The 26,826-nt window shown below is 72.0% G+C and carries 22 protein-coding genes and 1 tRNA gene; 11 read left to right on the top strand and 12 right to left on the bottom strand.

The window, feature by feature from the left end:
- Positions 1–49: 49 nt before the first annotated feature.
- The 5 genes from A3IC_RS0117070 to A3IC_RS0117040 form a co-directional block, all read right to left on the bottom strand.
- On the bottom strand, positions 50–1,183 hold the full coding sequence (locus A3IC_RS0117070; RefSeq protein ID WP_026218364.1) for a DUF6745 domain-containing protein: 1,134 nt from the start codon (positions 1,181–1,183) through the stop codon (positions 50–52).
- A gap of 1,053 nt (positions 1,184–2,236) precedes the next feature.
- Positions 2,237–2,563 carry a hypothetical protein gene (locus tag A3IC_RS0117055; RefSeq protein ID WP_020551261.1) on the bottom strand — a complete coding sequence of 109 codons (327 nt, stop codon included), beginning with the start codon at positions 2,561–2,563 and terminating at the stop codon, positions 2,237–2,239.
- Between the two features lie 364 nt (positions 2,564–2,927).
- On the bottom strand, positions 2,928–3,596 hold the full coding sequence (locus tag A3IC_RS0117050; RefSeq protein ID WP_020551260.1) for a response regulator: 669 nt from the start codon (positions 3,594–3,596) through the stop codon (positions 2,928–2,930).
- Positions 3,593–4,834: a sensor histidine kinase gene (locus A3IC_RS54925; protein ID WP_020551259.1), complete on the bottom strand. Its 1,242-nt coding sequence runs from the start codon at positions 4,832–4,834 to the stop codon at positions 3,593–3,595. The genes A3IC_RS0117050 and A3IC_RS54925 overlap by 4 nt, the downstream gene beginning before the upstream one ends.
- A 346-nt stretch (positions 4,835–5,180) precedes the next feature.
- Positions 5,181–7,349 (bottom strand): putative bifunctional diguanylate cyclase/phosphodiesterase, encoded by a 2,169-nt coding sequence (locus A3IC_RS0117040; RefSeq protein ID WP_191864128.1) that lies wholly within the window; start codon positions 7,347–7,349, stop codon positions 5,181–5,183.
- Positions 7,350–7,894: 545 nt separating this feature from the next.
- Here A3IC_RS0117040 and A3IC_RS0117035 point away from each other — a divergent pair.
- Positions 7,895–8,749 (top strand): ADP-ribosylglycohydrolase family protein, encoded by an 855-nt coding sequence (locus tag A3IC_RS0117035; protein ID WP_026218363.1) that lies wholly within the window; start codon positions 7,895–7,897, stop codon positions 8,747–8,749.
- Positions 8,750–8,891: 142 nt separating this feature from the next.
- Here A3IC_RS0117035 and A3IC_RS0117030 read toward each other — a convergent pair.
- A tRNA-Thr gene (locus A3IC_RS0117030) sits at positions 8,892–8,967 on the bottom strand.
- An 85-nt stretch (positions 8,968–9,052) separates the two neighbouring features.
- A complete protein-coding gene (locus tag A3IC_RS0117025; RefSeq protein WP_169400932.1) occupies positions 9,053–9,850 on the bottom strand; it encodes an STM4013/SEN3800 family hydrolase in 798 nt (265 codons plus the stop codon).
- Between the two features lie 288 nt (positions 9,851–10,138).
- Here A3IC_RS0117025 and A3IC_RS0117020 point away from each other — a divergent pair, with 288 nt between their 5' ends.
- The 6 genes from A3IC_RS0117020 (at position 10,139) to A3IC_RS0116995 (ending at position 16,707) form a co-directional block, all read left to right on the top strand.
- A complete protein-coding gene (locus tag A3IC_RS0117020; RefSeq protein ID WP_020551255.1) occupies positions 10,139–10,993 on the top strand; it encodes an NUDIX hydrolase in 855 nt (284 codons plus the stop codon).
- Complete coding sequence (locus A3IC_RS0117015) at positions 10,990–12,204, top strand: lipopolysaccharide kinase InaA family protein (protein WP_020551254.1); 1,215 nt, start codon at positions 10,990–10,992, stop codon at positions 12,202–12,204. The genes A3IC_RS0117020 and A3IC_RS0117015 overlap by 4 nt, the downstream gene beginning before the upstream one ends.
- A 67-nt stretch (positions 12,205–12,271) precedes the next feature.
- Positions 12,272–13,267 (top strand): hypothetical protein, encoded by a 996-nt coding sequence (locus A3IC_RS0117010; protein ID WP_020551253.1) that lies wholly within the window; start codon positions 12,272–12,274, stop codon positions 13,265–13,267.
- On the top strand, positions 13,264–14,547 hold the full coding sequence (locus A3IC_RS0117005) for an adenylosuccinate synthetase (protein WP_020551252.1): 1,284 nt from the start codon (positions 13,264–13,266) through the stop codon (positions 14,545–14,547). The genes A3IC_RS0117010 and A3IC_RS0117005 overlap by 4 nt, the downstream gene beginning before the upstream one ends.
- Positions 14,548–14,853: 306 nt before the next feature.
- Positions 14,854–15,633 (top strand): electron transfer flavoprotein subunit beta/FixA family protein, encoded by a 780-nt coding sequence (locus A3IC_RS0117000; protein ID WP_020551251.1) that lies wholly within the window; start codon positions 14,854–14,856, stop codon positions 15,631–15,633.
- A 114-nt stretch (positions 15,634–15,747) separates the two neighbouring features.
- Positions 15,748–16,707, top strand: coding sequence for an electron transfer flavoprotein subunit alpha/FixB family protein (locus A3IC_RS0116995; protein ID WP_020551250.1), 960 nt, complete (start codon positions 15,748–15,750; stop codon positions 16,705–16,707).
- Between the two features lie 214 nt (positions 16,708–16,921).
- Here A3IC_RS0116995 and A3IC_RS0116990 read toward each other — a convergent pair whose 3' ends face one another.
- From A3IC_RS0116990 to A3IC_RS0116980, 3 genes are all read right to left on the bottom strand, one after another.
- Positions 16,922–17,713 carry a hypothetical protein gene (locus A3IC_RS0116990; RefSeq protein WP_158695978.1) on the bottom strand — a complete coding sequence of 264 codons (792 nt, stop codon included), beginning with the start codon at positions 17,711–17,713 and terminating at the stop codon, positions 16,922–16,924.
- Between the two features lie 127 nt (positions 17,714–17,840).
- Positions 17,841–18,980 carry a helix-turn-helix transcriptional regulator gene (locus A3IC_RS54920; RefSeq protein ID WP_158695977.1) on the bottom strand — a complete coding sequence of 380 codons (1,140 nt, stop codon included), beginning with the start codon at positions 18,978–18,980 and terminating at the stop codon, positions 17,841–17,843.
- A gap of 64 nt (positions 18,981–19,044) precedes the next feature.
- A complete protein-coding gene (locus A3IC_RS0116980; protein ID WP_020551247.1) occupies positions 19,045–19,641 on the bottom strand; it encodes a TetR/AcrR family transcriptional regulator in 597 nt (198 codons plus the stop codon).
- Positions 19,642–19,791: 150 nt separating this feature from the next.
- On the opposite strand from A3IC_RS0116980, the gene A3IC_RS0116975 reads away from it, so the two are divergent.
- On the top strand, positions 19,792–20,811 hold the full coding sequence (locus A3IC_RS0116975; protein WP_020551246.1) for an aldo/keto reductase: 1,020 nt from the start codon (positions 19,792–19,794) through the stop codon (positions 20,809–20,811).
- Positions 20,812–20,861: 50 nt separating this feature from the next.
- Here the strand turns inward: A3IC_RS0116975 and A3IC_RS54915 are convergent, their stop codons facing one another.
- Entirely contained in the window at positions 20,862–21,797 is a 936-nt protein-coding gene (locus tag A3IC_RS54915) for an EamA family transporter (protein ID WP_020551245.1), read from the bottom strand.
- 74 nt (positions 21,798–21,871) lie between these two features.
- Here A3IC_RS54915 and A3IC_RS0116965 point away from each other — a divergent pair, with 74 nt between their 5' ends.
- The gene (locus A3IC_RS0116965) at positions 21,872–22,777 is read left to right on the top strand and encodes a LysR family transcriptional regulator (protein ID WP_020551244.1); all 906 of its coding nucleotides are present in this window, start codon (positions 21,872–21,874) and stop codon (positions 22,775–22,777) included.
- A 67-nt stretch (positions 22,778–22,844) separates the two neighbouring features.
- Here A3IC_RS0116965 and A3IC_RS0116960 read toward each other — a convergent pair whose 3' ends face one another.
- On the bottom strand, positions 22,845–23,837 hold the full coding sequence (locus A3IC_RS0116960) for a hypothetical protein (protein ID WP_020551243.1): 993 nt from the start codon (positions 23,835–23,837) through the stop codon (positions 22,845–22,847).
- Positions 23,838–24,085: 248 nt separating this feature from the next.
- Here A3IC_RS0116960 and A3IC_RS0116955 point away from each other — a divergent pair, with 248 nt between their 5' ends.
- Positions 24,086–25,657, top strand: coding sequence for a choice-of-anchor A family protein (locus tag A3IC_RS0116955; protein ID WP_245599324.1), 1,572 nt, complete (start codon positions 24,086–24,088; stop codon positions 25,655–25,657).
- Positions 25,658–25,899: 242 nt separating this feature from the next.
- Positions 25,900–26,814 carry an SDR family oxidoreductase gene (locus A3IC_RS0116950; RefSeq protein WP_020551242.1) on the top strand — a complete coding sequence of 305 codons (915 nt, stop codon included), beginning with the start codon at positions 25,900–25,902 and terminating at the stop codon, positions 26,812–26,814.
- Positions 26,815–26,826: the final 12 nt, after the last annotated feature.

The following is a 26,826-nucleotide window of genomic DNA, read 5'->3' as shown; positions in this document are numbered from 1 at the left end:
CCGCCGGCGCCGCGCCGGTGAGCAGGGCGGCAGGCCCGGCGAGCGCGCGTCAGGTCTCGTGCAGTGGGTGGTAGTCCTCCGGGCTCAGGCCGAAGGTCCAGGCGACGCCCTCGCGGGCGGTTTCGGTGTCCGGCGGTACGCGCAGCCAGTAGGTGCGGGTGGTGCCGTCCGGTTCGGGGGTGGAGTTGAGCACCTCGACCATCACGATCGGTTCGTCGTCGTCGAGTTCGATCTCCCACAACACGCCGGTCTCGTCCCGGTCCAGCGGCTGGGCGCCGACCTCGCGCAGGTAGCGGTCGTAGCCGTAGATCTCCAGCATCACCCGGCGCAGTTCGGTGTTGCCCTCGTTGTGGATCGCGCGCACGGTCAGTCGGCTGCCGCCGGGGCCGAGGCCGCCGACGAAGTCGGCCGGGACGGGCATGCCGCGCCACGCGTGCAGCGCGAAGCCGTCGGCGTAGGTCAGCGCGGGGCCGTCGCCGTTGTGCAGCCGCGACTGGTCGTCGCGGTGCATCGTGGTGGGCCGCTCGCTGACCAGCACGACCCGCTCGTACGGCCACCACCAGCCGACGTGCCGGGCCACCTCGCCCAGTTCGGCCAGGACCGGGAAGTCGAATTCCGGGAAGCGCTCCTTGAGCCCGTCGAAGACCGCGAGCCAGGCCGCGTCGTGCTGGCCGCCCAGGGCGCTGTGCGTGGTCGCGCGGACCTTGTCGGCGACGTCCCAGCGGCTTCGGGAGGCAGGGGTGCGCACGGAGGGGTCCCACGCGCCGACGCCCGAGTGCACGGCCTCGCGGATCCGCTCGGTGAGCTGCCGGGTGGGCTCCCACAGCCGATCGGCGCCCTCGGCCCAGGCGAGGTCCCAGCCGGCCGTGCCCAGCGCCGCGGTGGCCTCGGCCTTGGCGGTCGTCCAGGGGCCACTCCAGAGCCGTTCCTGCACGGGTCGGCCCGGGCGGCCGGGAACCTTCACCGACAGCCGTGTGGCGGCCAGATCGGCGGGCTTGCAACTGCCCGCCGCCACGGCCGCGGCCACCGCCGCCGCGAGCGGCGAGTCGTACCAGACCACGCGCTCCGGCTCGGGCAATCCCGCGGCCCGATACACGGCCCGGATGGCCTCCTCGGCGGCGGGCCGATCGGCGGGCCCGGTGGCGGCGGCGACGTGTGCCCAGTCCGTGGTGGCCTCGGCCAGCGCGAGCCGGTCCGCGAGACCCAACACGGGGGCGTGGTGCGGCGTCGGCCGCGCTCGCTCGTTGGTGGCCGGGGTGTGAGGAGTCGGCCCGGGGCGGTGGGTGGTGGGGGTCGACGTGTCGTGGCCTGCCGGCTCGGGCCGGTCGGCCGCGGGGGCCGGGGCGTGGTGCGGGGTACGCCTTGCCCGGTTGGCGGCCCGCGCCGCCTGGTGGGCGTCCTGGCTCGCCGCGTCGGCGGGCGTCTCGGCACGCGGGGGAGCGGGGGGCGCCGCCGACTCGGCCGCACGGGCCGCCTGCGCTTCGCGGTTACGGTGCGCGGCCCAGGACGCGGCGGCCGGGTTGGCCGGCGGAGCGGGCGGGGCCGGCGGGCTCGGGACGACTGCCTTGCGCGGCAGCGCGATCCCGGGCAACTTGCGGGGCGGCGTGGCCATCGTGTCTCCCGTGGCTTGCGGTTGCGTCTTGGTCGGCTTGGGATGGTCGCGCCCACCGGATCCGCTGGGTGCGCCGAGAGCGGACGCCCATGTTTTTACCGGCAGCGCCCCGACCGGCTTCACTCGGCCACCCGCGCCGCCGACTCGATGCCGGTTCTCGCCGGTTCTCGCCGGTTCGCTCCGGCGAGCGGCGAGCGGTGGGCGCGTCCGGCGCGGTAGGCGCGGCGCCGCTGCACTCCGCCGGCCGATGCGGCGACCGGTCGCCGTGCCGCGTGCCGTGTGTCCTGTGCCTCACCGGTCCTGCGGTTTCGGCGGGAGCGATCCACTACCGATGGCGTCGGCCTCGTGTGGTTCGGAGTTCGGTCCGGCCGGGCCGCATCCGGCGGGTTCGCGCGTTGCCCGCCGGGGCCGCACGCCGGGACGACGCACGCACCGGCGCGTCGGCGGCGGTCCGCCCGAGCGGCTCGGTGACGAACCCGCCCGGGGCGGCGGTTCGTGGGACCGGCTCCGGGTCGACGGCGTCCGCCGCGTGCCGGCGCCCACTTCGGGCGGGGCCGTAGCCGGGCGCGCCACGCCGTGCCGCAACGGGCGTCGCGGCGGCGCGGACGTCGTCGGCGAACGGCACTAGTCGGCCACCATGCGGACCGCGCCCGGGATGTACTCGCGTTGGCGGACCACGCGGTACCAACCCTTCGGGAGGTCGATCGTGGCGTGCTCCTCGTGCACGATGCGAGTGGCCTCGTCCAGGTGCAGGTGGCCGATCAGCATCGGTTCCGGGGCCAGGTAGAGCGTGCCCTCGCCGACGACCGCGTGGGCGTGCCCGGTGGCCTCCCCGAGCGCCAACACCAGTCGGCCGCGCGCGTCCCGGGGCTTGGTCGGCAACGTTTTGACGCCGGTCGGCACGGTCCGCTCACCGATCGGCTGCAACAGGATGTCGCCCTGACGAAACACGGCGAACCTCCATCGGGATAGTCGAATTGACGGTGGCTCAACCCCACCGCCGCACACGCTAACCACCCCGACCGACAACGCACATCGCGCCCCACACACCCGACGCCGACCCCGTGCCCGCCGGGCGGTGCGCATCCGTCGGGCCGTGCGCGTCCGGCGGCAGGGCCCGATTCAAGCGCCGAACGGTCGTCCCGGACCGAGTGCGCGACCGCGCCACCTGAGCCGCGCAGTCGGCGGCGACGCCCGACGCACGGCATCGAGGACCAGGGCGGCCCAGGCCCCCACGCCCACCGAACTCGCGGCGCGCCCCGCCCATTCGCGCGCCACCCCACCCGAGCGCCGCGGCCCGGCGCCGAAGGCTCCCTCAGTAGCCCGCCGGTCGCACCAACCCGGTTTCGTAGGCGTACACCGCGGCCTGGGTCCGGTCGCGCAGGCCCAGTTTGACCAGGATGCGGCCGACGTGGGTCTTCACCGTCTGCTCGGCCACCACCAGGCGGGCGGCGATCTCCGCGTTGGACAGGCCCTGGGCGATCAGGGACAGGACTTCGGTCTCGCGTTCGGTGAGGTCGCCGACGCGGTCCTTGAGCGGGGCCCGCGGGGCGCCGGCCAAGCGGGAGAACTCGCCGATCAGGCGCTTGGTCAGGTTCGGCGCGAGCAATGCGTCGCCGGCCGCCACCACCCGTACCGCGTGGGCGAGTTCCTCGGCCGAGGCGTCCTTGAGCAGGAAGCCGGACGCGCCCGCGCGCAGCGCCTCGTACACGTATTCGTCCAGGTCGAACGTGGTCAGCACGAGCACCTTGGCCACGGCGTCGGCGGGGCCGGTGATCCGTCCGGTGGCCTCGATGCCGCCGAGCCGCGGCATCCGGATGTCCATCAGCACCACGTCGGGCGCGAGTTCGGCCACCTGCTCGACCGCGTCGAGGCCGTCCACGGCCTGCCCGACCACCTCGATGTCCGGCTCCGCGTTCAGCAAGACGGTGAAGCCCTGCCGGACCATCACCTGGTCGTCGGCGATCAACACCCGGATGGTCACGAATCGTTCCCCAATGGAAGCCTGGCCACTACCTCGTACCCGCCGCCGGGAATCGGCCCGCCGGCGAACTCGCCACCCAGCATGGCGACCCGCTCGCGCATCCCGAGTACCCCGTGCCCGCCGCCCGGCGGGGTCGGCCGGGTGGGCGCGTCGGCCGTCTCGGCCGCGGTGTTGGCGATCCGAATGGCCAGGCCGGTCGCCTGGTAGCCCAGTTCCACCCGAATCGCCGCTCCCGGTGCGTGCCGCAACACGTTGCTGAGCGCCTCCTGCACGATCCGGAACGCGGACAGCTCGACCCCGGGCGGCAGTGCCCGCCGCTCGCCGGTGATCCGGGTGTCGACCTCCAGACCCGCGCCGCGCACGTTGTCGACCAACTCGTCCAGCCGGTCCAGGGTGGGCTGCGGGGCGTGCCGCATGGCCTCGGACAGGTCGTCCTCGGAGCGCAGCACGCCCAGCACCCGGCGCAGTTCGGCGAGCGCGTCGACCGCGTTCGCCCGGATGCCGATCAGGTTCTCCTGGAGCGCCTCGGAGGGGTTGTCCACCAGGTGCGGTGCGACCTGGGCCTGGATCGAGATTACCGACATGTGGTGGGCGACCACGTCGTGCAATTCGCGGGCGATCCGGGTGCGTTCCTCGAGCAGCGTGCGCCGGGCCCGTTCCTCGGCGGTGAGTTCGGCCTGGACCACCAACTCGGTCCGGGCCTCCCGCCGCCCGCGCAGCGAGGCGCCGACCACGGCGGCGATGGTGAGGGCCACCACGGCCTGATACAGGTCCGGGTTGTGCACGGGCGAGCGGAGCGCGATGCAGATCAGCCCCGCCAGCACGCTGATCGCCAGCGCCTCGGCGGCGATGCGCGGGCGCACCCGCAGTGCCAGCAGGAACAGCGCGGCGGCATGCAACGCGATACCGGCCCCGGTCCACGGGTACAGCTGCGGGCTGTGCGGGTTCGCCACCAGCGCGACGACGACCATCGCCAGGGTCGCCGCCCACCAGGCCGGCAACGGTCGGAACATCGCGGCCACGACCGCCACGGACGGTATGGCGCCGAGCACCAGGCCGGCCCCGTGGCCCAGGCCGTATTGCCAGATGTTCTGGTTGATGTTGGTTACCCCGAGCAGGACCGCGAAGAGCACCAACAGCATTGCGAATGCCGGCTGCCAGTCGCGCCAGCTGCGCGGGAGCGGGTCGGGCGCCGCCGTCCACAGGTCCTCGCGGAGCGTGCGTGTGATTGCACGCACCGCCCTTCCGAACCGGCTCCCGCCCCCCTTTCGCACAAGATCAACCCTAGGCACGCCGTACCTCCGCCGTTCGAGCGGGCCGGCATCCGGCCGCGCCTCGACACCGAGGCTACGTTCCGACGCGGCCCACCGACATCCCGCCGCAGGGCTCATCCGCCGGGTGGCTCCGAAGTACTACGGGTATGACGGCGCCGCCCGCGTCGGCCCGCCCGCGCCGTTCGCCCGAGTCGGCGCACCGCCGGGGCCACCCGCCCGAAGGCGGCCCGCCGACCCACCCGGCCACCCGCGCCGCCGGTCGAGGCCGCGCCGGTCGAGGCCGCCGGCCCGGGCCGGCGTGCCCCCACGGTCAACTGCGCTCCTTGACCCCCGCCAACATGCCCTCGATGCGATCCGGCGGCCCGGGCCGGGAGAAGTACCAGCCCTGCCCGGCGTCACAGCCGATCGCCCGCAACCGCTCGGCCTGGACCGCCGTTTCGATGCCCTCGGCGGTCACCGTCAGGCCGATCGCGTGCGCCAGTTCGACCAGCGAGGCCACGATCCGGCCGTCCACCGGATCGGAGTCGCCGGGTTGGCGCAGCCCCTCGACGAAGGAGCCGGCGATCTTCAGCTCGCAGACCGGAAGTCGGCGCAGATAGGCCAGGTTCGAGTAGCCGGTGCCGAAGTCGTCGATCGCGATCCGGATGCCCATCGCGGCCAGTTCGCGTAGTCGCTCCAGCGGGCCACCGTCGGTGGACATGATCTGGCTCTCGGTCAGCTCGAATTGCAGCCGACCCGGATCCAGGCCCGTCTCGGCCAGCACCCGCTCCACCTGGCGTACCAGGCCCGGTTCACGGCACTGGCGTTCGGCGAGGTTGACGCTGATGAAGGGCGCGCCGTCCGGTTCCAGGTCCTGCCAGCGGCGCGCCTCGCGGCAGGCCTGCTCCAGCACGTGCATGCCCAGCGGCACGATCAGCCCGGTCTCCTCGGCCAGCCCGATGAAGCGGTCCGGGCCGACCAGGCCGTTGCGCGGATGGCGCCAGCGCACCAGCGCCTCGACGCCGAGCACGCCGCCGTCGGCCAGGGAGACGAGCGGCTGGTAGTCGACGTAGAACTCGCCGTGGTGCAGCGCGGCGGGCATCTCCGCGGACAGCGTGTAGCGGGCCACCTCGCGGTCGTTGCGGTCGGTGTCGAACACCGTCCAGCGCCCGCGCCCGTCGGACTTGGCCCAGTAGAGCGTTATGTCGGCGGCGCGCAGCGTGTCCGCCGGGCTGGTGCCGGCCACCGGCCGTTCGACGATGCCGATGCTCGCGGTGACGGTCAGGTCGTGGCCGCGGATCCGGAACGGTTCGCGCAGCGCGGCGAACACGCCGTCGGCCAGCGCCACCACCTGCCCGGTGCCGGTGGAGTGCTCGACCAGGATGACGAACTCGTCGCCGCCCATCCGCGCCATCAGGTGCCCGGCCTGGCCCGCGTACCGGCTCAGCCGTCGGGCGACCGCGACCAGCAACTGGTCGCCCACGTCGTGCCCGAGGCTGTCGTTGACCACCTTGAACCCGTCCAGGTCCAGGTAGCACAGGCCGACCCGATCACCGGGGCCCGGGTGCTCGAAGGCCGCGGTCAGTCGCTCGACGAACAGCGCGCGGTTGGGCAGTCCGGTGAGCTGGTCGTGCATCGCCTGGTGGCGCAGCCGGGTGTGCAGGCGATGCCGGTCGGTGACGTCCTCCAGCATGCAGACCTGGTACTCGGGGTTGCCCTTGGAGTCGCGGACCAGGGACAACGACAGATGGGTCCACAGCGTCTCGCCGTCGGCCTTCTCGAACTGCTTCTCCAGGGCGAAGTGGTCGCGTTCGCCGGTGATCAACTCGTCGTAGAGCTTCCACATGTGGTCGGTGTCGCCGTCGTGCATGAAGTCGCGGACCTGCCGCTTGCACATCTCCTCGACGCTGGCCGCGAACATCGTGGTCATCGCCTGGTTGACGTCGATCACGTTGCCGTCGACGTCGCCGATCCCGATGCCGATCGCGGCCTGGTCGAAAACCGCCCGAAAGCGCGCTTCACTCGTGTGCAATGCGTGCTCGGCGCTGTCCCGCGCGACCAGGACGGCGGCGTGGATGGCTTCCTGCTCGTCCAGGGTTCGCCGGCGCAGCGCCTCCGCGTAACCCGCCGCGAGGGCGCCCATCAGCCCGGCGATCCGCTCCAGGTACGCGTCGGGGTCCCGGCCGCGGCCGACCGCCTCGCGGCGCAGGATGGGCCACCACGGGCCGACCAGGCCCAGTGTGCGCTCCAGCGTGCCGCTGCCGGTGAAGTGTTCGCCGACGAGGGACGCGCCCACCTCGCGCGCGCCGGCCGGGTCGAACGGCTCGGTGCGCAGCGCCTGCGCCAGGCGCAGGGCCTGCTCGCGCAGGTATTGCTCGATCTCGGCACCGCTCAACGGGACGAAGCTGGTGCCCTCGATGGTGCGGGCCCAGTCGCGGGCGAATCGGCTCAGCGACGCTCCGGCCCCGTCGGCCCGCGCGTCGTCCGTACCGCCGTTCACCCTGCGCTCCCCACGGTGGTCCGGGCGCACGTGCCGGTCCCCCGGCACGTCTGCACGCACGCTGTGCCCGGCGCCCACGATGGTCGATCCACCGCCCCACCTTTCCTCCTCGGGGGCGATCCGTCACCGTGCAATGTCGGTGCGGTCGCCGCTCGGACGAGCCGGCCACAATCCCCAGCGGCCGTGTGAACGAGCCACATCACCCGTTATCACCCGTTCGGACGAGCCGGTTGGTACCTCCGGTATGTCCCGACGATCGCGTGATCATCGTTGACGGTATCCGCCGCGGCGCGGAAACGTCTTGCAGTTGGACGCGGCGCGAGGAGCATCACTCCGGAGAGGGACAGGTGGTGCGCGCGGGTCCGTACCGAATTGTGGCGTACGCCCTCGCACTCCGGCGCACGCAGGGCTCCCCACGCGACGACTGACGGACCATCAGGTTGCCGCCCCCGGGCAACGGTACGCTCTACCGGCTCGAGTCGGCGAGGTGGGGCGCCGTCGCCACGGATGGACGGCGGACCGCCGCAGTGGAGGGTGTGGTCCCGATGTTGGTGGAACTCGCGGTCGGAGACGCGTACGGAGCCGGGTTCGAATACGCGGATCGACCGTTCGTCGTGCGAGGCAACACACTCGCCGGTTATGTGCAGCATCCTCGTCATCGTGACGTGCTGCCCGGCCGATACACCGACGACACGCAGATGAGTATCGCGGTCGCCGAATGGTTGCTCGGCGACGATCACGGGATACCGGCGCTCGCGGACCTTTTCGTGCGGGCGTACAAGCGCGACGCGCGCGCCGGATACGCGCGGGGATTTCGGGGTGTTTTGGAGGAAGTCGCCGACGGCACGGAGCTGCTGGAGGTGTTGCGGCCGGAAAGCGACAAGAGCGGCGCGGCGATGCGCGCCGGTGTGCTGGGCCTGCTGCCGGATCTCGCCGACGTGCGCCGCACGGCCGCGCTGCAGGCCCGGATCACCCACCGCACACTCGGCGGGATGACCTCGGCGACCGCGGCGGCGCTGGCGGTGCACTACTGCCGGTACGACCTGGGCCCGGTCGCCGAGTTGCCGACGTGGCTGGCGGCGACGTTGCCGGCCTCGACGGACCCGGCCGTGTGGGCGCGGCCGTGGCGCGGCAAGGTCGGCTCGCCGGGTATGGACAGCACCCGCGCGGCGATCACCGCGCTGGCCGCACACACCGGCACGGCCGCGTTGTTGCAGGCGTGCGTGGCGTACACCGGCGACGTGGACACGGTGGCCACCATCGCGCTGGCGGCGGCGAGTTGCTCGGCGGAGTACGCCCAGGACCTGCCGCCCGCGCTGCTGGCGGGGTTGGAGAACGGGCCGTACGGGCGGGACCATCTCGCCGGGCTGGACGCCCGATTGACGGCCCGGTTCGGCTGAGCCGTGCCGGTCGGCGCCGTTCGGCGCCGCGCGCCGGTGAAAGGTCGGCGAAAGATCCGGTCCCGTTCACCCCGGTCCACCCCGGGATGGACCGGCGAAACACGAGAGGCCCCCCGGCGGACCGGGGGGCCTCTCGCTTGCCTGGAGCCCCAATACGGAATCGAACCGTAGACCTTCTCCTTACCATGGAGACGCTCTACCGACTGAGCTATTGGGGCCTGCGCGGCGAAAACTTACCGGATCCGCGTTCGGTTCGCCAACTTGATCCACGAGCGGGTCCAAGGCGCCTTCGCCGACCGGCGCTCACCACTCGCCGGGGCTCATCGTGAAGTGTGCGTAGGGGACGGTCCACACCACCTCGCGGCCGGCCTCCGCGCGCTCGTCGTAGGCGGTGCCGTGGTCGCCGGTGACGATCGCGAAGCAGGGCCTGCGGCAGCTCATCGCGCGAAACAGCCGGCCGATGTGCCGGTCCACGTACTCCAGCGCGGCGGCGTGGGTGTCGCGGTTGTCGCCGTCGGCGGCGGTGGCGCCGGGGGTGTGGAACCAGTTCGGTTGGGCGATGGCGGCGACGTCGACGAGCAGGAAGAGCCGGCGATCCGGGTCGAGGCCGCCGACCACCAGTTCGGCGCGGGCGACCTGGGCTTCGAACGAGATCGGTGAGGTGACGCCGAGTTCGGGGTCCCAGTGGCTCTCGGCGAACATGCCGGGCAGCACCGAGTCGTGCGCGCCCTGCTTGTCGAAGCAGCCGACGCCGCCGATGCAGGCGGTGTGGTAGCCGGCCTTGGTCAGCGCGCTGGGCAGGTCCGGGGTGTCGAACAGCCACGTGTGCGCGTTCGTGGACTCGGTGTCGCCGAGCCGGGCGGCGAACAGGCGCGGATGCGGGCCGGGCTCCGCCGGGGTGGGCAGGTAGCCCGCCAGGAACGCGGTGTGCGCGGCGAAGGCGAGGCTGGCCGGGGTGTACCGGCGCTGCCAGCCGCCCTCGGGCAGGACCCGGGAGAGGTTGGGCAGCCGGCCGGCCGCGGCGAGTTCGACGGCCACGTCGTAGCGCAGCGCGTCGAGCGTGACGAGCAGTAGGTCCTGCTCGCCCACGACGGCGTTCATGTCGGGACCGGTCATATCGGACATGCCACCTTCTCCGCATCTGCTCGGGTGTTCGGGGCCGCCGCCGGTGGCCCGCACGCGGGCGGCGAATGGATCGCCCATGCCTACCAGAGGGAGGCGACTCTTCGAGGGATAACCCCCTCGCCGGTGTTCGGGTCGCGGTGTATGTTGTTCTCAACCTAAGAACATCTCATTCGGAGAACAACCGTCGAGTCGGTGTCGGGAACGTGAACCGCCGGGGCCGCGTCGGACGTGCATCGCAGTAGGCACATCGGAGGGAAGTGCGACATGGCCGACACCGCCACCACCGAACGCGACTGGCTCGCGTCCTACGATCCCAGAGCCTGGGACCCGATCGCGGTGACCGTCGACATCGTCGCGCTGACGATTCGCCGACTCGGCGGCGCCGGCCGGGCGGACACCGACCCGGACGGCACCGGCGAGGATCCGCCCAAGGCACTGCACGTGCTGCTCGTGCGGCGCGGCGAGATGCCCTTCGCGGGCCGACTCGCGCTGCCCGGCGGCTTCGTGCGGCCGGTGGACGGGGCGGACGGCACCCGGCACGAGGAGGACCTCGGCGAGGCCGCCGAGCGCGAACTGGCCGAGGAGACCGGGCTCGCCGCCGGTGCCCGGCTCGACCGGGTCCACCTCGAACAACTGGGCACCTACGGCGCGCCCGGGCGCGATCCGAGGATGCGCGTGGTCTCGGTCGCGCACCTGGCCTTCGCGCCGGACCTGCCCGACCCGACCGCCGGCGGCGACGCCGCACACGCGTCGTGGGTGCCGGTCGCCGAGGTCGATCCGAACACGCTGGCCTTCGACCACGCGCGCATCCTCGCCGACGGCCTGGAGCGCGCCCGCGCCAAGCTCGAATACTCACCACTGGCCACCGCGTTCGCGGGTGAGGAGTTCACCATCACCGAACTGCGCGAGGTCTACCAGGCGGTGTGGGGACAGCCCATGCACGCCGGCAACTTCCATCGCAAGGTGCTGTCGGTGCCCGGCTTCGTCGAGGACACCGGCGCCACCACCGCGCGCGGCGGGGCTCGCGGCGGTCGCCGCGCCCGGCTGTACCGCGCGGGCCCCGCACGTCTGCTGCACCCGGCGCTGCTGCGCCCGTCCCCGGAGGAGGACTCCCGATGACAAGGACGCCCGGCACCACCTCGACCACCCCCACGACCTTCGCGGCCGCGCTCGACCTGCTGAGCGGCGCGCCGGATCCGCAGGGCGTCTTCGGGCCCTACGACGGCACACCGGAGGCATGCCTGCGAGCCGGCAACCGCACCTACCGCCAACTCGCCCGCCTGCTCCACCCGGACACCGCGCCCACCGATCGACGAGCCGAGGCCGCCCGCGCGTTCACCGACCTGGGCGAGCTGTGGAACCGCTATCAGCAGGACATCACCGGCGTGACCGGTCGTCAGGTGGTGATCACCACCAAGCGCCGGGTCTACTCGGTCGGCGAGGAGCGCGCGAGCGGCGACATCGCCACGCTGTACAAGGTCGGCTACCGGGCCGAGGACGACGGCGAGGCACGGGCGTTGCTCAAGCTGCCGCGATCGGTGAGCGACAACGACCTGATGGAGCGCGAGGCCACCGCGCTGGAGCGGATCGCCCGCGAGGGTGACCCCCAGTACGCGAACTACGTGCCCCGGCTGATCGAGACCTTCCGGCACCGGGACGCCAAGAGCGGCGTCGAGCGGCGCGCCAACGTACTCGAACGGGTGCGTGGCTTCCGCTCGTTGACCGAGGTGCGCGAGGCGTACCCGGACGGCCTGGACGCGCGCGACGTGGCCTGGATGTGGCGCCGCCTGCTGGTCGCGATCGGATACGCGCACCGGGCCGGCGTCGTGCACGGCGCGATCACCCCCGACCACGTGCTGATCCACCCGCGCGAGCACGGACTGGTCCTGGTCGACTGGTGCTACTCGGTGCTGCTCGACGGCCCGGGCGACGCCGACCGGCCGGAGGCGATCCTGCGCGCCAAGGCGGTCGAGCACGTGCCCGCGATGATCGATCGGCACGCGGACCTGTATCCGCCGGAGATCCCCGGCAAGCAGCCGCCGGAGACCGCCGCCGACGTGTACATGGCGACCCGGTGCATGACCGGCCTGCTCGCCGCGGACGCGCCCAAGCCGCTGCTGCGCTTCGCCCGAGGCTGCTCGCTGCCCGCTCCCGCCCGTCGCCCGCACGACGCGTGGAAGCTGCTCGGCGAACTGGACGAACTGCTCGGCAAGCTCTACGGCCCGCGCCGCTTCCGGCCGTTCGCGATGCCCACGCGCCGCGAGTCCAAGGGCCCGGCAGCCGGCGCCGGCACCGCCCGCACCGGCGCCAAGCCGGTCGATTCCGTATAGCGCCGGGTCGGCCCGCACGGCCGACCCCGCGTACAGATCCCAACGCCTTGATCGGGGAGTGAGCACCATGGGCAGTGGCAACTGGTCCACCAACGTCTACGACGCGGCACAGAGCTACAACGCGGCCGCCGGCCGCAGTGCGTTCCACTACGACCACGTCACCAAGCGGAGCACGCCGCACAGCGCCTGGAAGGCGCACGACGACCTGGACCCGGGGCAGGCGGGCACGCGCGAGAGCCGGGACAGCGACGAGCACCCCACGTCGCTGGCCATCTCGGTGCTCTTCGACGTGACCGGTTCGATGTTGCGGGTTCCGCAGACCCTGCAGACCAAGCTGCCCGAGCTGTTCGGCCTGCTGCTGCGCAAGGGCTACGTGCAGGACCCGCAGATCATGTTCGGCGCGATCGGCGACGCGACCTGCGATCGGGTTCCGTTGCAGATCGGTCAGTTCGAGTCGGACAACCGGATGGACGACCAGCTCGGCAACATCCTTCTGGAGGGCGGCGGCGGCGGGCAAAAGCGCGAATCGTACGAACTGGCCCTGTACTTCATGGCCCGGCACACCTCGATCGACTGCCACGACAAGCGCGGCAAGCGCGGCTACCTGTTCGTGATCGGCGACGAGATGCCCTACCGCAAGGTGCGCCGCGCCGAGGTGAAGGAATTCATCGGCGACGACCTCGCCGAGGACATACCGATCGAGCGGATCCTGGCCGAATTGCAGCGCGTGTACGAGGTCTACTACATCCTCCCGGCCGGTTCGTCCTACGTGGGCGACGCCGAGGTGCTCGGCGAGTGGAAGGGCCTGCTGCGGCAGAACGTGATCGAACTCGACGACCCGGACGGCGTCTGCGAGACGATCGCGCTGACCATCGGCCTCGCCGAGGACGCGATCGACCTGGACGAGGGCTTGGAGCACCTGCGCGAGGTGGGCGCCACGGCGCAGGTCGCCAACGTCTCCAAGGCGCTGGCCTCCTACGCCCGCACCGGCGGCGGGGTGGCCGTCTCCGGCTCGCTGCCCGGGCTGGACGGCACCGGCGACGCGGGCACCCCGCGTCTGTGACACCACGTCATATCGCGGTCGTCGACCTGGGGTTCGGCGACGCGGGCAAGGGCACCACGGTGGACCGGTTGTGCGCGCGAGCGCGCGAGGAGGGGCAGCCGGTGCACGCCGTGGTGCGCTTCAACGGCGGTGCGCAGGCCGCGCACAACGTGGTCACCGACGACGGCCGGCACCACACGTTCGCCCAGTTCGGCTCCGGCACCTTCACCCCGGGCACCCGCACCCATCTGTCCCGGTTCATGCTGGTGGACCCGCTCGCGCTGGCCGCCGAGGCCGAGCACCTGCGCGCGCTCGGCGTGCCCGAGCCGCTCGCGCTGCTGACCGCGGACCGGGAGGCGCTGTTGACCACGCCGTACCACGCGGCGGCCAACCGGGCCCGGGAGCTGGCGCGCGGGGCGCACCGGCACGGGTCGTGCGGGATGGGGGTGGGCGAGACGGCGGCGTTCGCGCTGGCCCACCCGCAGGACGCGCCGCGGGTGGGGGACTGCGCCTCGCCGGGGCTGCTGCGCCGCCGGTTGACGGCCGTACGGGACGCGCTGAGCGCCGAATTCGGGACACCCCTGGGTCCGGACGTGTCGGCGTGCGTGGCGGCCTTCCTGGGCTTCGGGCGGGCGGTGCGGATGGTGGATCGCGCGTACGCGCGCGAGCTGCTGCGCGGCGGCCCGGTGGTCTTCGAGGGCGCGCAGGGTGTGCTGCTGGACGAGTGGCACGGGTTCCATCCGTACACGACGTGGTCGACCACGACCTTCGCGAACGCCGAGACACTGGCCGCCGAGGCGGGCGAGGCGCTGTACCGGCTCGGCGTGCTGCGCACCTACACGACGCGGCACGGCGCGGGGCCGCTGCCCACCGAGGACGCGGCGCTGACCGCCGCGCTGCCGGACCCGCACAACGGGACCGGGCGGTGGCAGGGCGCCTTCCGGGTCGGCCACTTCGACGTGCCGGCGCATCGGTACGCGGTCGCGGTGTGCGGGGGAGTGCACGGCTTGGCGCTCACCCACGCGGATGTCCTCGGGCGCGCGGGCGTGGCCGTGGCCGGGTCGTACGAGGGCGTGGAACCTTCGGTGGGCCCGGTGCCCGACCTCGCGCGTGCCGAGCGGCTGACCGGGCACATGTTCGCCGCGCGGCCGGTACTGCGGGCTGCGCCCGCGCCGGCGCAGTGGCCGGAATTCGTCGCCGCCGAGCTGGGCGCCCCGGTGACCTTGCTCTCGTTCGGTCCCCGCACCGGTGACAAGTGTGAGCGGCCGGCACTAGGCTCCTATTACTCTCCGGTAACATAGCCGTCCGAAGGGCGCTCCGGGAGGTGCTTCGCGAGGTGTCGAGGGATCGAGGCCGGGTCGGTGGTCAGCGGCTTTACCGGGACCGCGTACTCTCGAAGCAGAAGTTGACGGACCGTCAGAACTGAATGTGCCCTGTGTCACGCGTGCGCCCTCGCGCGGGCGTGGCATCGTGGCGCGGAGATTGATGGATCTCGGGGCCGGAACCGTGGGCCTGTCGCCGCCCCCGTCGACGGGCATGACACCCTCGGACCGGCACCTGGGTGACCGGACGACCACAGGAGAACTGTTGTGAAAATCGTTGTCTGCGTGAAGTACGTACCCGACGCGACCGGGGACCGGGGCTTCAACGACGATGGCACCACCGATCGCGAGTCGGTCGACTCCCTGCTGTCGGAGCTGGACGAGTACGCGATCGAGCAGGCGCTCAAGATCGTGGAGTCCGGCGTCGAGGCCGAGATCACGTACCTGACGGTCGGTCCGGACGACGCGAAGGACGCGCTGCGCAAGGCGCTGGCGATGGGCGGCGACAACGCCATCCACGTCAACGACGACGACATCGCGGGCACCGACGCGCTGGGTACCTCGCTGATCCTGGCCAAGGCCATCGAGCGCGCCGGCTTCGATCTGGTCATCTGCGGCATGGCCTCCACCGACGCCTCGATGGGCGTCGTACCGGCCATGCTGGCCGAGCGTCTGGGCGTCCCGCAGGTCACCTACCTGGACGAGGTCACGGTCGAAGGCACCACCGTCAAGGGCGGCGGCACCGTCAAGGGCCGTCGCGAGGGCGACGTGGCCACCGAGCTGATCGAGGCCGCACTGCCCGCCGTCGTGTCGGTCACCGACCGCACCGGCGAGGCCCGCTACCCGTCCTTCAAGGGCATCATGGCGGCCAAGAAGAAGAACGTGGAAGCGCTGGACCTGGACGACCTGGGCATCGAGTCGGACCAGGTCGGCCTGTCCGCGGCATGGTCGATCGTGGACACCGCGACCAAGCGCCCGCCGCGCGCCAAGGGCGAGGTCGTCGAGGACGAGGGCGAGGGCGGCGTGCAGCTGGCCGGGTTCCTCGCCGCCAAGAAGTTCATCTGAGTCGGTCGGCAGCACCGGACTGTTTCGACACGTTTGCGGTCGCTCCTCGGGGCGACCGGGCATCGCAACCCGGCCGGAGAAATCCGGGCTGACCGGACAAGGAGAGAACCCCACATGGCCGAGATTCTCGTTCTCGTCGACCACGCCGACGGCGCGGTCCGCAAGCCGACCCTGGAGCTGCTGACCCTGGCCCGCCGCCTCGGTGAGCCGTCCGCGGTCTTCCTGGGCAAGGGCGCCGAGGGCGCCACCGAGACGCTGGGCAAGTACGGCGCGCAGAAGGTCTACGTCGTGGACGCCCCCGAGGTCGACGACTACCTCGTCGCCCCGGCCGTCGACGCGCTGACCCAAATCGCCGGGAGCAGCGAGCCGGGCGCGATCCTGGTCGCCTCCTCCGCCGAGGGCCGCGAGATCGCGGCGCGCGTCGCGGTGCGCCTGGAGTCTGGCCTGATCACCGACGCGGTGGACATCGAGGCCGGCGCCGACGGCCCCGTCACCGAGCAGTCGGTGTTCGCCGCGACCTACCAGGTCAAGGCGCACGTCACCAAGGGCACCCCGATCATCACGGTCAAGCCCAACGCCGCCACTCCGGAGGAGTCCCCGGCCACCCCCGCCGTGGAGGCCGTGACGGTGGACTTCACCGCTCTGGCCACCGGCACCAGGGTCGTCTCGCGCGCCCCGCGCGAGAAGTCCGACCGCCCCGAGCTGACCGAGGCCGACATCGTGGTCTCGGGTGGCCGCGGCGTCAACGGCGCGGAGAACTTCCACGTGATCGAGTCGGTCGCGGACGCGCTCGGCGCGGCCGTGGGCGCCTCCCGCGCGGCGGTCGACGCCGGTTGGTACCCGCACAGCCACCAGGTCGGCCAGACCGGCACCCAGGTCTCGCCGCAGCTCTACATCGCGGTGGGCATCTCCGGCGCGATCCAGCACCGCGCGGGCATGCAGACCTCGAAGACCATCGTCGCGATCAACAAGGACGAGGACGCGCCGATCTTCGACCTGGTCGACTACGGCGTGGTCGGCGACCTGTTCAAGGTGATGCCGCAGCTGGAGGCGGAGATCAACAAGCGCAAGTAGCGGTGGGCGGGCGGGCGTCGAGGCCCGCCGCGCACGCGTGACGACCCCGCGCCGGGACGACCGGCCGCGGGGTCGTCGCACGTTCCGCCGGCGCGACGGCAGGCACGAGCGAGGCGGCACCGGCCCGGGACCGCTTTCCGGGCTCGGGGCTGCGTACCGGTCGCGGAGCCGTACCACTGGGCCTGCCCGGTGACGGCCGCGATGCGGGCACTCGTTATGCGGAACCGCCGGTGATCGTCGCCTGATAGGGGACCTGGCCGCACATGGCTCCGCCGTAGCCGGTGATCCGGACCGAACCGGACAGGCTGCCCGTGCTGCCGACGCTCACCGTCAGCTCGCCGGAGACCGGGACGTACGGGCAGGCGGTCAGGCCCGCGTTGGCGGTGAAGTGGTTGGCCGAAGTGGCGGACATGCGCTGGTCCGGTTGGAAGGTCACCTTCGAGCCGGCCACGGTCACGTAGCCCATGTCCATATTCGCCGCGTTCGCGCCGGGGTTGCACGCGGAGTTGCTGCCCAGCCAGATCGCGCCGACCTCGGGCCGAGCGGCGGGCGAGCCGGAGATCAGGCAGACGTCGACCGCGTTGACGCCGTTGGTGGTGCCCACCCGGGCGACGGTGTCGCGTACCCGCACGGTGCCGGTGCGCCGGAAGGTGTTCGATCCGACCTGCCCGGAGATGGTGACGGTGTACGTCCCGCGATTCGGGCCGCCCTGCCCGGAGGTGCCGCCGCCGGTGGTGGTGGTCGGGCGCGGCGCGGAGGTGGTTCGGGCCGGCGCGGGCGAACTCGACGTGTGGGCGTCGCCGGTGCGTTCGGCCGATGGCGTGCCGCTGCCCGACGGGGTCGGGCTGCTCGCACCGGTCGCGGTCGAGCCGGTGTCGCCGCGTTCGGTGCTCGCGTTCGTCCGGGACGCGTCGGGCGTCCCGGACGAACCCGACGAACACCCGCCGAGAACCAATCCGACCGAGAGCGCGGCCGCGGCCATCGATTGCCGTCCTCGTCGTGCCATGTCGGTTCCCCCCGAGCCTCGGCATGTGTCCGGTTCCCCGTGCGCGCCGGTCACCCGTCGGCGCGCCCCACGACTCGGACATTAACCCCGCGTCGCCGGCCGCGAATACCCCACAGGTGTGGGGTGCTCAAGCGGCGGGCGGCGGGGCGGTCAGTCGGCCGTCCAGGGCGAGTGGACCGAGGCCCAGGCGGGGCAGGTAGTGGCGGGAGAACACCGCGGCGGTCAGTTCGCGGCGGCTGCGTACGCCGACCTTGTCGAAGATCTTTTCCAGGTGGTCGTTCAGCGTGTTCCGGGTGATGTGCAACTCGGCGAGCACCTCGTCGCTGGACCGGCCGTGCAGGACGAGTTGGGCGATCCGCCGCTGCCGGTCGCTGAGTCCGTACGCCGCCAGTACCAGCGCGATCAGCATGCCGGGCTCCGCCGGGCCGATCGCGACCATGGTCAGCGGCTCCGGCGCGGTGAGCAACCGCCAGGCGTGCAGCGCCAACCAGTGCCCGTCGCGGGTGCGGACCTGGGACCGGGCGGTGCCGCCCGCCTGCCCGGCGTGCGCCGCCGAAGCCACCGCGTGCACGGCGTACGGGCAGGACTTCGGCCGGCCGGCCGCACCGCCCTCCTCGAGCCGGGCCATCAGCCGCTCGGCGCTGGGACTGCACTCGACCACGCGCCGGCCGGCGTCGAGCACGACGAAGCCGGACCCGTCCGGCGCCGATCCCTCGTCGGTACCGGTGACCACGAGTGAACGGCGCACCGCGCGCGTGGTGGGCGCCGCGAACGCCCGTGCGGTGGCCAGGTCCCGGCCGCCGAACGGCGCACTGTCGGTGGACCGGCACAGCACCACCAGGCCCCAGGTACGCCCGCGTTCGCGCAGCAGGATGCGCAACTCGTCGGCCATGCCCAGCGGTTGCAGGATGTCCCGGTAGTACGTGCTGGACTCGATCGCGCCGGCGGTGGACGCCTTCAGCGAACTCACCGGCGCCGTACGTCGGGTCAATGCCCGAAGGTTGTCGACCCCGTCCTGTTCCACATGCTCGATCTCGAACAACCTCGGCATGACGTGCTCCGGAAACCCCGACTCGTGCACGCCACCGGTGTCGAGCAGCGTCGAGGGATCCAGCAGCACGGCGCACCAGATGTCGGCCGGCACCACCTTCAACAACCGCGCGGCCGCGGCACCGACGACATCGGCCGCCCCGGTCCCGTTCTCCACGACACCCTGCAGGGCCCGCTCCAGCCCCACGACACCACGCTCGGGTCCACCGGAAACCACCCCTCAACGCTACCGATTCCACCGCCCGCCGGCGATGGATACGCACAGGACGAGGGGGTCGAGGTCAGTGGTGGGGTCGGCGCAGCCCTGCGATGAGGACTTCCACCACGCGGCGTGCGTCGTAGCGGGGGTCGCTGTCGGCGCCGATGCAGAGGTTGCCGACGGCGCGCATGAGTTCGTACGCATCGAGGTCGGGTCGGATCTCGCCGGCGCCGGCCGCGGCTTCGAGCAGTTCGGCGCAGACGGGTACGAGGCGGTCGAGGAAGTAGGCATGCAGTGCCTCGAAGCCCGCGTTGTCCGCCTGCAGCACGGCGGCGAGTCCGTGTTTGGTCACCAGGAAATCGACGAAGAGGTCGATCCACTGCCCCAGTGCGGCGTGCGGGGAAGAACCGGCCGCCTGCAGGGTCGGCCCGGCATCGGCGCAGGCGTCGACCTGGTGCCGGTAGACGGCGATGATGAGGTCCGCTCGCGTCGGGAAGTGCCGGTAGATCGTGCCCAGCCCGACGCCGGCCTCGGCCGCGATGTCGCGTACCGGCGCGTCCACGCCCGACCTGACGAAGACCGCCGCGGCCGCATCGAGCAGGGTCTCCTTGTTGCGCCGGGCGTCCTTGCGTTTGGACGGGACCGCCTGCCCCGCGCCCTCGTTGCCCTCGTTCACCACACCGCTCCTTCCGCCCGCCGCTTGCCAAAGCGGAACCCTGTTCCGTATTGTTCCGGAACGTGGTTCCGCTTTGTTTATGATGCCAGGGCGGGGACCGGTAACCAAGCCATGCCACGCACCACGCGCCACCCGCGATGAGGAGACACGAATATGCAGTACCGCACCTTGGGCCGCACCGGTGTGCAGGTCGGCACTCTCGCGCTCGGCGCGATGAACTTCGGAAAGATCGGGCGCACCACCCAGGACGAGGTCACCGCCATCGTCGACGCCGCCCTGGAAGGGGGGATCAACCTGATCGACACCGCCGACGTCTACAGCGGCGGCGAGTCGGAGGAAATGGTCGGCAAGGCCATCGCGGGTCGCCGCGACGACCTCGTGCTGGCCACGAAGGCGACCATGCCCATGGGTGACGAGCGCAATCGCCGGGGCAGCTCGCGCCGCTGGCTGGTCACCGCGCTGGAGGACAGCCTGCGTCGGCTCGGCGTCGACCACGTCGACCTCTACCAGATTCACCGGTGGGATCCGAACACCAGCGACGAGGAGACCCTGTCGGCGTTGACCGACCTACAGCGCGCGGGAAAGATCCGCCACTTCGGCTCCTCGACCTTTCCGGCCCACCGCATCGTGCAAGCCCAGTGGGCCGCCCGCGAGCACCACCTGAGCCGCTACGTCACCGAACAGCCCAGCTACTCGATCCTGCAGCGCGGTATCGAAACCCACGTCCTGCCGGTGACCGAGCAGTACGGGCTCGGAGTGATGGTGTGGAGCCCGCTGGCCTCCGGCTGGCTCTCGGGTGCGATCCGCCGGGGCCGGGAGATCACCACCAGCCGCTCGACGTTCATGCCGCAGCGCTTCGACACCACCATCCCCGCCAACCGGGCCAGGCTCGACGCCGTCGAGCAATTGGCCAAGGTCGCCGACGAGGCCGGCCTGACGATGATCCGGCTCGCACTCGGCTTCGTGACCGCGCACCCCGGCGTGACCAGCGCACTGATCGGCCCCCGCACGCCGGAACATCTGCACTCGCAGCTCGCCGCCGCGGACACCACTCTCTCCGCCGACGTCCTCGACGCGATCGACGCGATCGTCGCCCCCGGCACCGACCTCGCCCCGCACGAGAAGAACGACACCCCACCCGCACTGCTCGACCCGTCACTGCGGCGCCGCTGATCGTCCCGGCGAACGAGCGCGGAGCCCGAGCACGACCCGGCGGTGACGGGTCATGGGCGCGGGCCGGCCGTCGGGATCGGGAGGGATGCCTCCGGGGAGGTGAGGGACGGCAGCGGGGGCGTCGGGGGAGGTGCGCGGCGTTGTATGCCGGACAGGGCGATGCCGGTGAGGACGATGGCGGCGCCGCATGCCTCGATCCAGCTCGGGCGTTCGCCGAGGACGGCCCATGCGGCGAGGATGCCGACGATCGGGACGAGCAGGCCGTACGGCGCGACCGCGGAGGCGGAGCGACGGCCGAGCAGGGCGAACCACAGGCCGTAGCCGAGCCAGGAGGACAGCACGACGGTGAAGGCCAGGCCGCCCACGCCGCTCCACGAGGCCGAGGTGAGTGCGTCCAGGTCCTGCCCGGGCCCCTCGACGGCCAGCGACAGCGCCAGCAGCGGCAGTGGCGCGACGAGCGCGGACCACACCACCAGACCCGCGCCGCCCGGGATGCCCGCCTTCCGGGTGAGCATGTTGCCGAAGCCCCACGACGCACCCGCGCCGATCACCGGTACGAACGGCCACAGGGACGCGCCCTGCCCCCGGCCGAACGCGATCACGCCCATCCCGACCGCGGCCACCGCGAGCGAGACCAGCCGGGTACGCCCCGGGATCTCGCGCAGCATCAGGACCGCGAACAGCACGGTGAACATGGCCTGGCACTGAATCACCACCGAGGACAGCCCGGCCGGCATCCCCGCGTGCATCGCGCTGAACAAGAACGCGAACTGGCCCACGTTGACGGTGAGCCCGACCCCGATGATCAGCCGCCAACTCGTCCGCGGCCGCTTGATGAACAGCACCGCCGGAAACGCGACGAGGGCGAAGCGCAGCGCGGCCAACAGAAAGGGCGGGAAGTCGTCGAGGCTCGCGTCGATCGCCACGAAGTTCACTCCCCAGATCACGCTGACGAGCGCGGCACACAGGGAATCGGTACGGGTCATGAGCGAAAGTGTGTGGCTCGGCCATCCATCAGGTCCATCTACATTTTCCGGACCTCAATCGGTAGTTTTCCTGCATGGAGCTCAAGCGACTGAACATCCTGCGCGCGCTCGACCAGCACGGCACCGTCGCCGCCGCCGCGCAGTCGCTGCATCTGACCCCGTCCGCCGTGTCGCAACAGCTCGCCGTACTCGCCCGTGAGGCGGACGCGGCGTTGCTGGAGAAGCACGGCCGCGGGGTGCGGCTGACCGCCGCGGCGCATGTGCTGCTCGGCCATGCCGACGCGATCGCGACCCGCCTGGAGCAGGCCCGTGCCGACCTCGCGGCGCAGCGCGACGGGCGGATCGGCCGGGCCCGGATCTCCGGATTCCCGTCCGGCATCTCGGGCCTGGTCGGGCCGGCGCTGGCCCGGCTCAAGGTGAGCCATCCGGGGTGGCGGTTCGAGGTGGTCCAGTACGAGACCGAGGAGGCGCTTCCGCTGCTGCCCGCCCGGGAGTTGGACGTGGCGGTCGTGATGACGCACCCCGACATGCCCGCGCCCGACCATCCGCGGATCGAGTTGCACCCGCTGTTGGACGAGCCGTTCGAGATCGCGCTGCCGGTCGGCCACCCGCTCGCCGAGCGGGCCGAGGTCTCCCTGGCGACCGACCTCGCGGACGCCGACTGGATCATCACCGCACCGGGGACGGCATGCCACGGGCTGCTCCTGACGGCCTGTCATCAGGCCGGATTCCAGCCCCGTCTGGTGCACACGTCGACCGACTTCGGCGCCCAACTGGCGCTGGTGGCGGCCGGTCTGGGCGTGACGATCATTCCCCGGCTGGCCCAGCCGGCGCTGCCGTCCGGCGTGGTGCTGCGCCCGATCGCGGCGCCCGCACCGCGCCGGCACCTGATGGCGGCGGTCCGTCGAGGCTACGGTCCGTCGCCGCTGCTGACCACGCTGCGCGCGGTGGGCGCGGAGCTGGCGGCGCGGGAGTGCTGAGCGGCTCGGGGCCGCGGGGCCGTACGCGCCGTGCGCCGCACGCGAGGAACCCGAGCCCGGCGGCCGATCAACCCCGCGCGGCGGCCCCGGCGCCGGCAGCCGGATTGGCCTCCGATGCCGAGCCCGAGCCCGAGCCCGAGCCCGAGCCGGAATCCGATCCGGAGGAAGGTTCCTGCGGTTCGTGCTTGCCGAAGTACGCGACGGCCACCGCGCCGGACACCGCGAGGACGAAGCCCATGACGGCCATCCAGGCCAGCCCGTCCCGGGAGGTGTCGCCGAGCCACAACACGCCCACCGCACCCGGCACCACCGTCTCGCCGACCACGAGCGCCGCGGTCGCGCCGTTCACCGAGCCGATCTGCAGCGCGATGGTGTGCAGGTACATCCCCCCGATGCCACCGATCAGCACCGCGTACAGCGCCGGGTCGGCGGCCAGCTCGGCCAGGTCGAACGGGTCGACGCCGTCCAGGATCCGTACGCCGATGCCGAGTCCGCCGAAGCCGAGGCCGGAGAGCAGACCCGCGACGATCGCACCGTTGGCGCCCAGGAAGCGGACCAGCACGGTGCCACCGACGATCACCACGAACGTGACGATCAGCACCCACCAGTGCGTGGCGCGCGGACTGTGCCCGTCGCCCTCGGGACCGGCCGCGACACCCAGCAGGACGAGCGCTCCGCAGACCACGCCGATCGAGGTCCAGTCGGCCCGATACAGCTTGATCTTGAGCAGCTTGATCCCGAGTACGGCGGTGATCACCAGGTTCGCGCTGATGATGGTCTGCGACAGGAACAGCGGCAGCAGCCGTGCCGCCAACGCGCCGAGCGCGAAGCCGACGAAGTCGAGCAGGGTGCCGACGATGAACTCCCACGTGACCGCGGCCTTGGCGGTGGAGGACAGGCTCGGGCCGCCGTACCCGGTCACCTGAGCGCTGCCGCCGCCCTGCTCGGCCCGTTTGGCCTCCTCCTCGCGCGCGGATCGCCGCGACCCGACCGCTTGCAGCACCGACCCCACGCCGTAACACGCGGAGGCCGCGACAGCGGTGACCAGACCGACGATCACAGAAGACTCCCATTCACCAAGATCTCGGATATGCCGCGAGGGCGGCTACGGACACCCTGCCGGCCCCGCGCGGATCGTACGCACGAGCCTTGCGCCGGCCGGCCCGCGCCGGCCCGGTTCGGACCGACCGCGAAACCCTCCCCGCCTCGTCTCGCCTCGCCAACGATCGTGTTCCGCAGCCGGTTTCCGATTCGGGCCCGTGGATCACATCCCATACCTGCGGCGTACTCGGACCGTACGCATCTCGGTTGACGACGCACGACATGCCGCGTCGACGGAGGCATTCGAGGGAATCCTCTGCGTGCCTTGTCATGATTTGTAGATTTATGTCTGATTCTTCGGGAATGCACAGGAAACCGAACGCCCGGATCCGCGCGACGGGCCTCGCGCTGTCCGGAGTCGTCACCCTCGGCGGTGTGATCCTCGTCGGCGTTTTCGCCGCCATGGGCTTCGCCGAGCCGCTGCCCGACGGACTCGGCCCCTGCATTCCCGGCCGTTGTCCGGCCACGAATGAAGAACCCAACAACGGCCCGATCGCAGGTCGCGACAACGGCATCAACATGTTCGTCGGCAACGACTGGTCCGTACGCGGATCCTCTGCGGGGGCCGAGGGCAAGCTCGTCGCCCTCGGCGACTTCGACATGAACAAGACCTCGGGGTCCGGCAGCTACAACGTGGGCATCGTGGGTGCCGGCACCCGGGTGCCCCCCGACGACGGCACGGACTTCCTCACCGTCGGCGGCAACCTCACGGTCGCGACCGGGCAGACGCTGAGCGCCGAGGAGGGGACCGTCAACGGCGTGGTGCGCTACGCGGGCACCCTTACCGGCGACACCGTGACGCCCGCCCCGGTCAAGGACGGGTCCGCCGCGGCTCCGTACGCCGGTCTGCGTCCCCGGTCGACCGACTCGTCGAGTTGCTACGCGTTCCCGGACGGCCGCCCGCGCGCGGCCACCGGCACCGCTACGAACGTGGGCTTCGAGACGCTGTTCACCGGCGACGGTACGTCCCAACTCCAGGTGTTCAACGTCGACTTCGACATCGCCGATCCCGCGGGCGGCGCGGATCAGGGCATCTCGTTCGTCAGGATCCCCCCGGGCGCCACCGTGCTGGTCAACCTGACCGGGCCGACCCGGGTGGTCAGCGCCTTCATCGGCAGCGCGGACATCCCCGCCGGGCTGCGCGAGCGCCTGCTGTGGAACTTCGCGGAGGCCGCGTCGGTGACCATCAAGGGCAACGCCCAGTTCCAGGGCAGTGTGCTGGTGGGCAATCCGGCGAGCACCACGACCGTGTCCGTTCCGGGGATGAACGGGCGGTTCTTCACGGCCGGTTCGCTGATCCACGAGTCGACGTCCGGGTCCGGGTTCCACCGGTACCCGTTCGACGGTGACCTGCCGGATTGCGGCGGGCCCACGTCGGCTTCGCTTTCGGCGAGTCCTTCCGCCGGCCCGCCGGCCTTGCGCTCGGCCTCGCAATCGATCTCGCGCTCGGCCTCGTACGAGGTGTCTCGGTCCGGCTCGCATCCGGCCTCGTACTCGGCGTACCGGTCCGACTCGCCCTCGCCCGCCGCCAGTCGATCGGCGGCGTCCTTCGGTACGCACACCGAGCCGCACGGCGGCGGTGCCGGCGGCCCGGGCAGCCGGGGTGGTGCTGCGGGCGGTGGCAACGGTGGAGGCATCGGCGGATCCGGCGGATCGCGTCTGGCCCACAGCGGCATGACGGGCAACGCCGCGATATCGCTCGGTGGCGGTGCGCTCGCCATCGGCCTCGGGGCGATGTTGCGGTATGTCCACCGCGCGCGTGGTCGTGGCCGCGCGTAGCCGCCGGCCGACCCGATCGGCCCCCGATCCGCCAGGAGATCGGGGGCCGATCCCTTGTCCACCCGCTGTCGACCGCCGACTCGGTATGTCCCCACGTGACAACGGCCCTTCGCGACCCGCGCGCCGTGCGCGCGTCGTTCCGCAGCGTGGTGGAACAAAGGATGTACGCGACAACGGTCTCAACATACTGTGACCTCCGTAGCGGTCGTCGGAAGCGATCGACAAGCCTTGGGAGGGGCCACATGAGCGGGATCTGCGAGGGACGCGTCGTCGTCGTGACCGGTGCGGGCAACGGCATCGGCCGGGCGCACGCACTGGCGTTCGCGGCCGAGGGGGCCAAGGTCGTGGTGAACGACCTCGGCGGCGCGCGCGACGGCACCGGCGCGTCGGCGGGTCCGGCCCAGGCCGTGGTGGCGGAGATCGTCGCGGTGGGCGGCGAGGCGGTGGCCAACACCTCCGACATCTCCGACTTCGCCGGCGCCGAGGCGCTGATCGCGCAGGCGATCGAGACGTACGGCCGGCTCGACGTCCTGGTCAACAACGCGGGCATCCTGCGCGACCGGATGTTGACGAACATGTCCGAGGCCGAGTGGGACGCGGTGATCAAGGTCCACCTCAAGGGCACCTTCGCGCCCGCGCACCACGCGGCGGCGTACTGGCGCGGCCTGGCCAAGGCGGGCGAGCAGGTGGACGCCCGAATCATCAACACCAGTTCGCCGTCCGGCATCTTCGGCAACATCGGCCAGACCAACTACGGCGCGGCCAAGGCCGGCATCGCGGGCTTCACCATCATCGCGGCGCAGGAACTGGGCCGCTACGGCGTCACGGTCAACGCGATCGCCCCCACCGCCCTGACCCGGCTGACCGAGGACCTGGCCGGCTTCGCCGACGAGGCCGCCGCCGCGCAGCTCGCCGAACAACTCGCCCCCGAGCACATCTCGCCGCTCGTGGTCTGGCTCGGCAGCCCCGCCTCCGCCGGCGTCACGGGCCGGGTCTTCTCCGTCACCGGCAGCTCGATCAGCGTCGCCGAGGGCTGGGTCAACGGCCCCACGGTCGACAAGGGCGCCCGCTGGACCCCCGCCGAACTCACCGACGTCATCCCCGACCTGGTCGCCAAGGCGGCCGGCAACGCCGACATGAGCGGCGTCCGCAAGTAGCCCGGGACATGA

It is taken from the genome of Embleya scabrispora DSM 41855 (assembly GCF_000372745.1).
Taxonomy (GTDB): Bacteria; Actinomycetota; Actinomycetes; order Streptomycetales; family Streptomycetaceae; genus Embleya; species Embleya scabrispora.
The sequence above is the reverse complement of the archived record's forward strand: the minus strand, read 5'-3'. Positions and strand labels throughout refer to the sequence as shown.

What these genes read in the sequence shown, in the direction of transcription:
- A3IC_RS0117035 (WP_026218363.1), top strand. Translation starts at nt 7,895, where the DNA reads ATGTTGGTGGAACTCGCGGTCGGAGACGCGTACGGAGCCGGGTTCGAA.
- A3IC_RS0117025 (WP_169400932.1), bottom strand. Translation starts at nt 9,850, where the DNA reads ATGAACGCCGTCGTGGGCGAGCAGGACCTACTGCTCGTCACGCTCGAC.
- A3IC_RS0117020 (WP_020551255.1), top strand. Translation starts at nt 10,139, where the DNA reads ATGGCCGACACCGCCACCACCGAACGCGACTGGCTCGCGTCCTACGAT.
- A3IC_RS0117015 (WP_020551254.1), top strand. Translation starts at nt 10,990, where the DNA reads ATGACAAGGACGCCCGGCACCACCTCGACCACCCCCACGACCTTCGCG.
- A3IC_RS0117010 (WP_020551253.1), top strand. Translation starts at nt 12,272, where the DNA reads ATGGGCAGTGGCAACTGGTCCACCAACGTCTACGACGCGGCACAGAGC.
- A3IC_RS0116995 (WP_020551250.1), top strand. Translation starts at nt 15,748, where the DNA reads ATGGCCGAGATTCTCGTTCTCGTCGACCACGCCGACGGCGCGGTCCGC.
- A3IC_RS0116990 (WP_158695978.1), bottom strand. Translation starts at nt 17,713, where the DNA reads ATGGCACGACGAGGACGGCAATCGATGGCCGCGGCCGCGCTCTCGGTC.
- A3IC_RS0116975 (WP_020551246.1), top strand. Translation starts at nt 19,792, where the DNA reads ATGCAGTACCGCACCTTGGGCCGCACCGGTGTGCAGGTCGGCACTCTC.
- A3IC_RS54915 (WP_020551245.1), bottom strand. Translation starts at nt 21,797, where the DNA reads ATGACCCGTACCGATTCCCTGTGTGCCGCGCTCGTCAGCGTGATCTGG.
- A3IC_RS0116965 (WP_020551244.1), top strand. Translation starts at nt 21,872, where the DNA reads ATGGAGCTCAAGCGACTGAACATCCTGCGCGCGCTCGACCAGCACGGC.
- A3IC_RS0116950 (WP_020551242.1), top strand. Translation starts at nt 25,900, where the DNA reads ATGAGCGGGATCTGCGAGGGACGCGTCGTCGTCGTGACCGGTGCGGGC.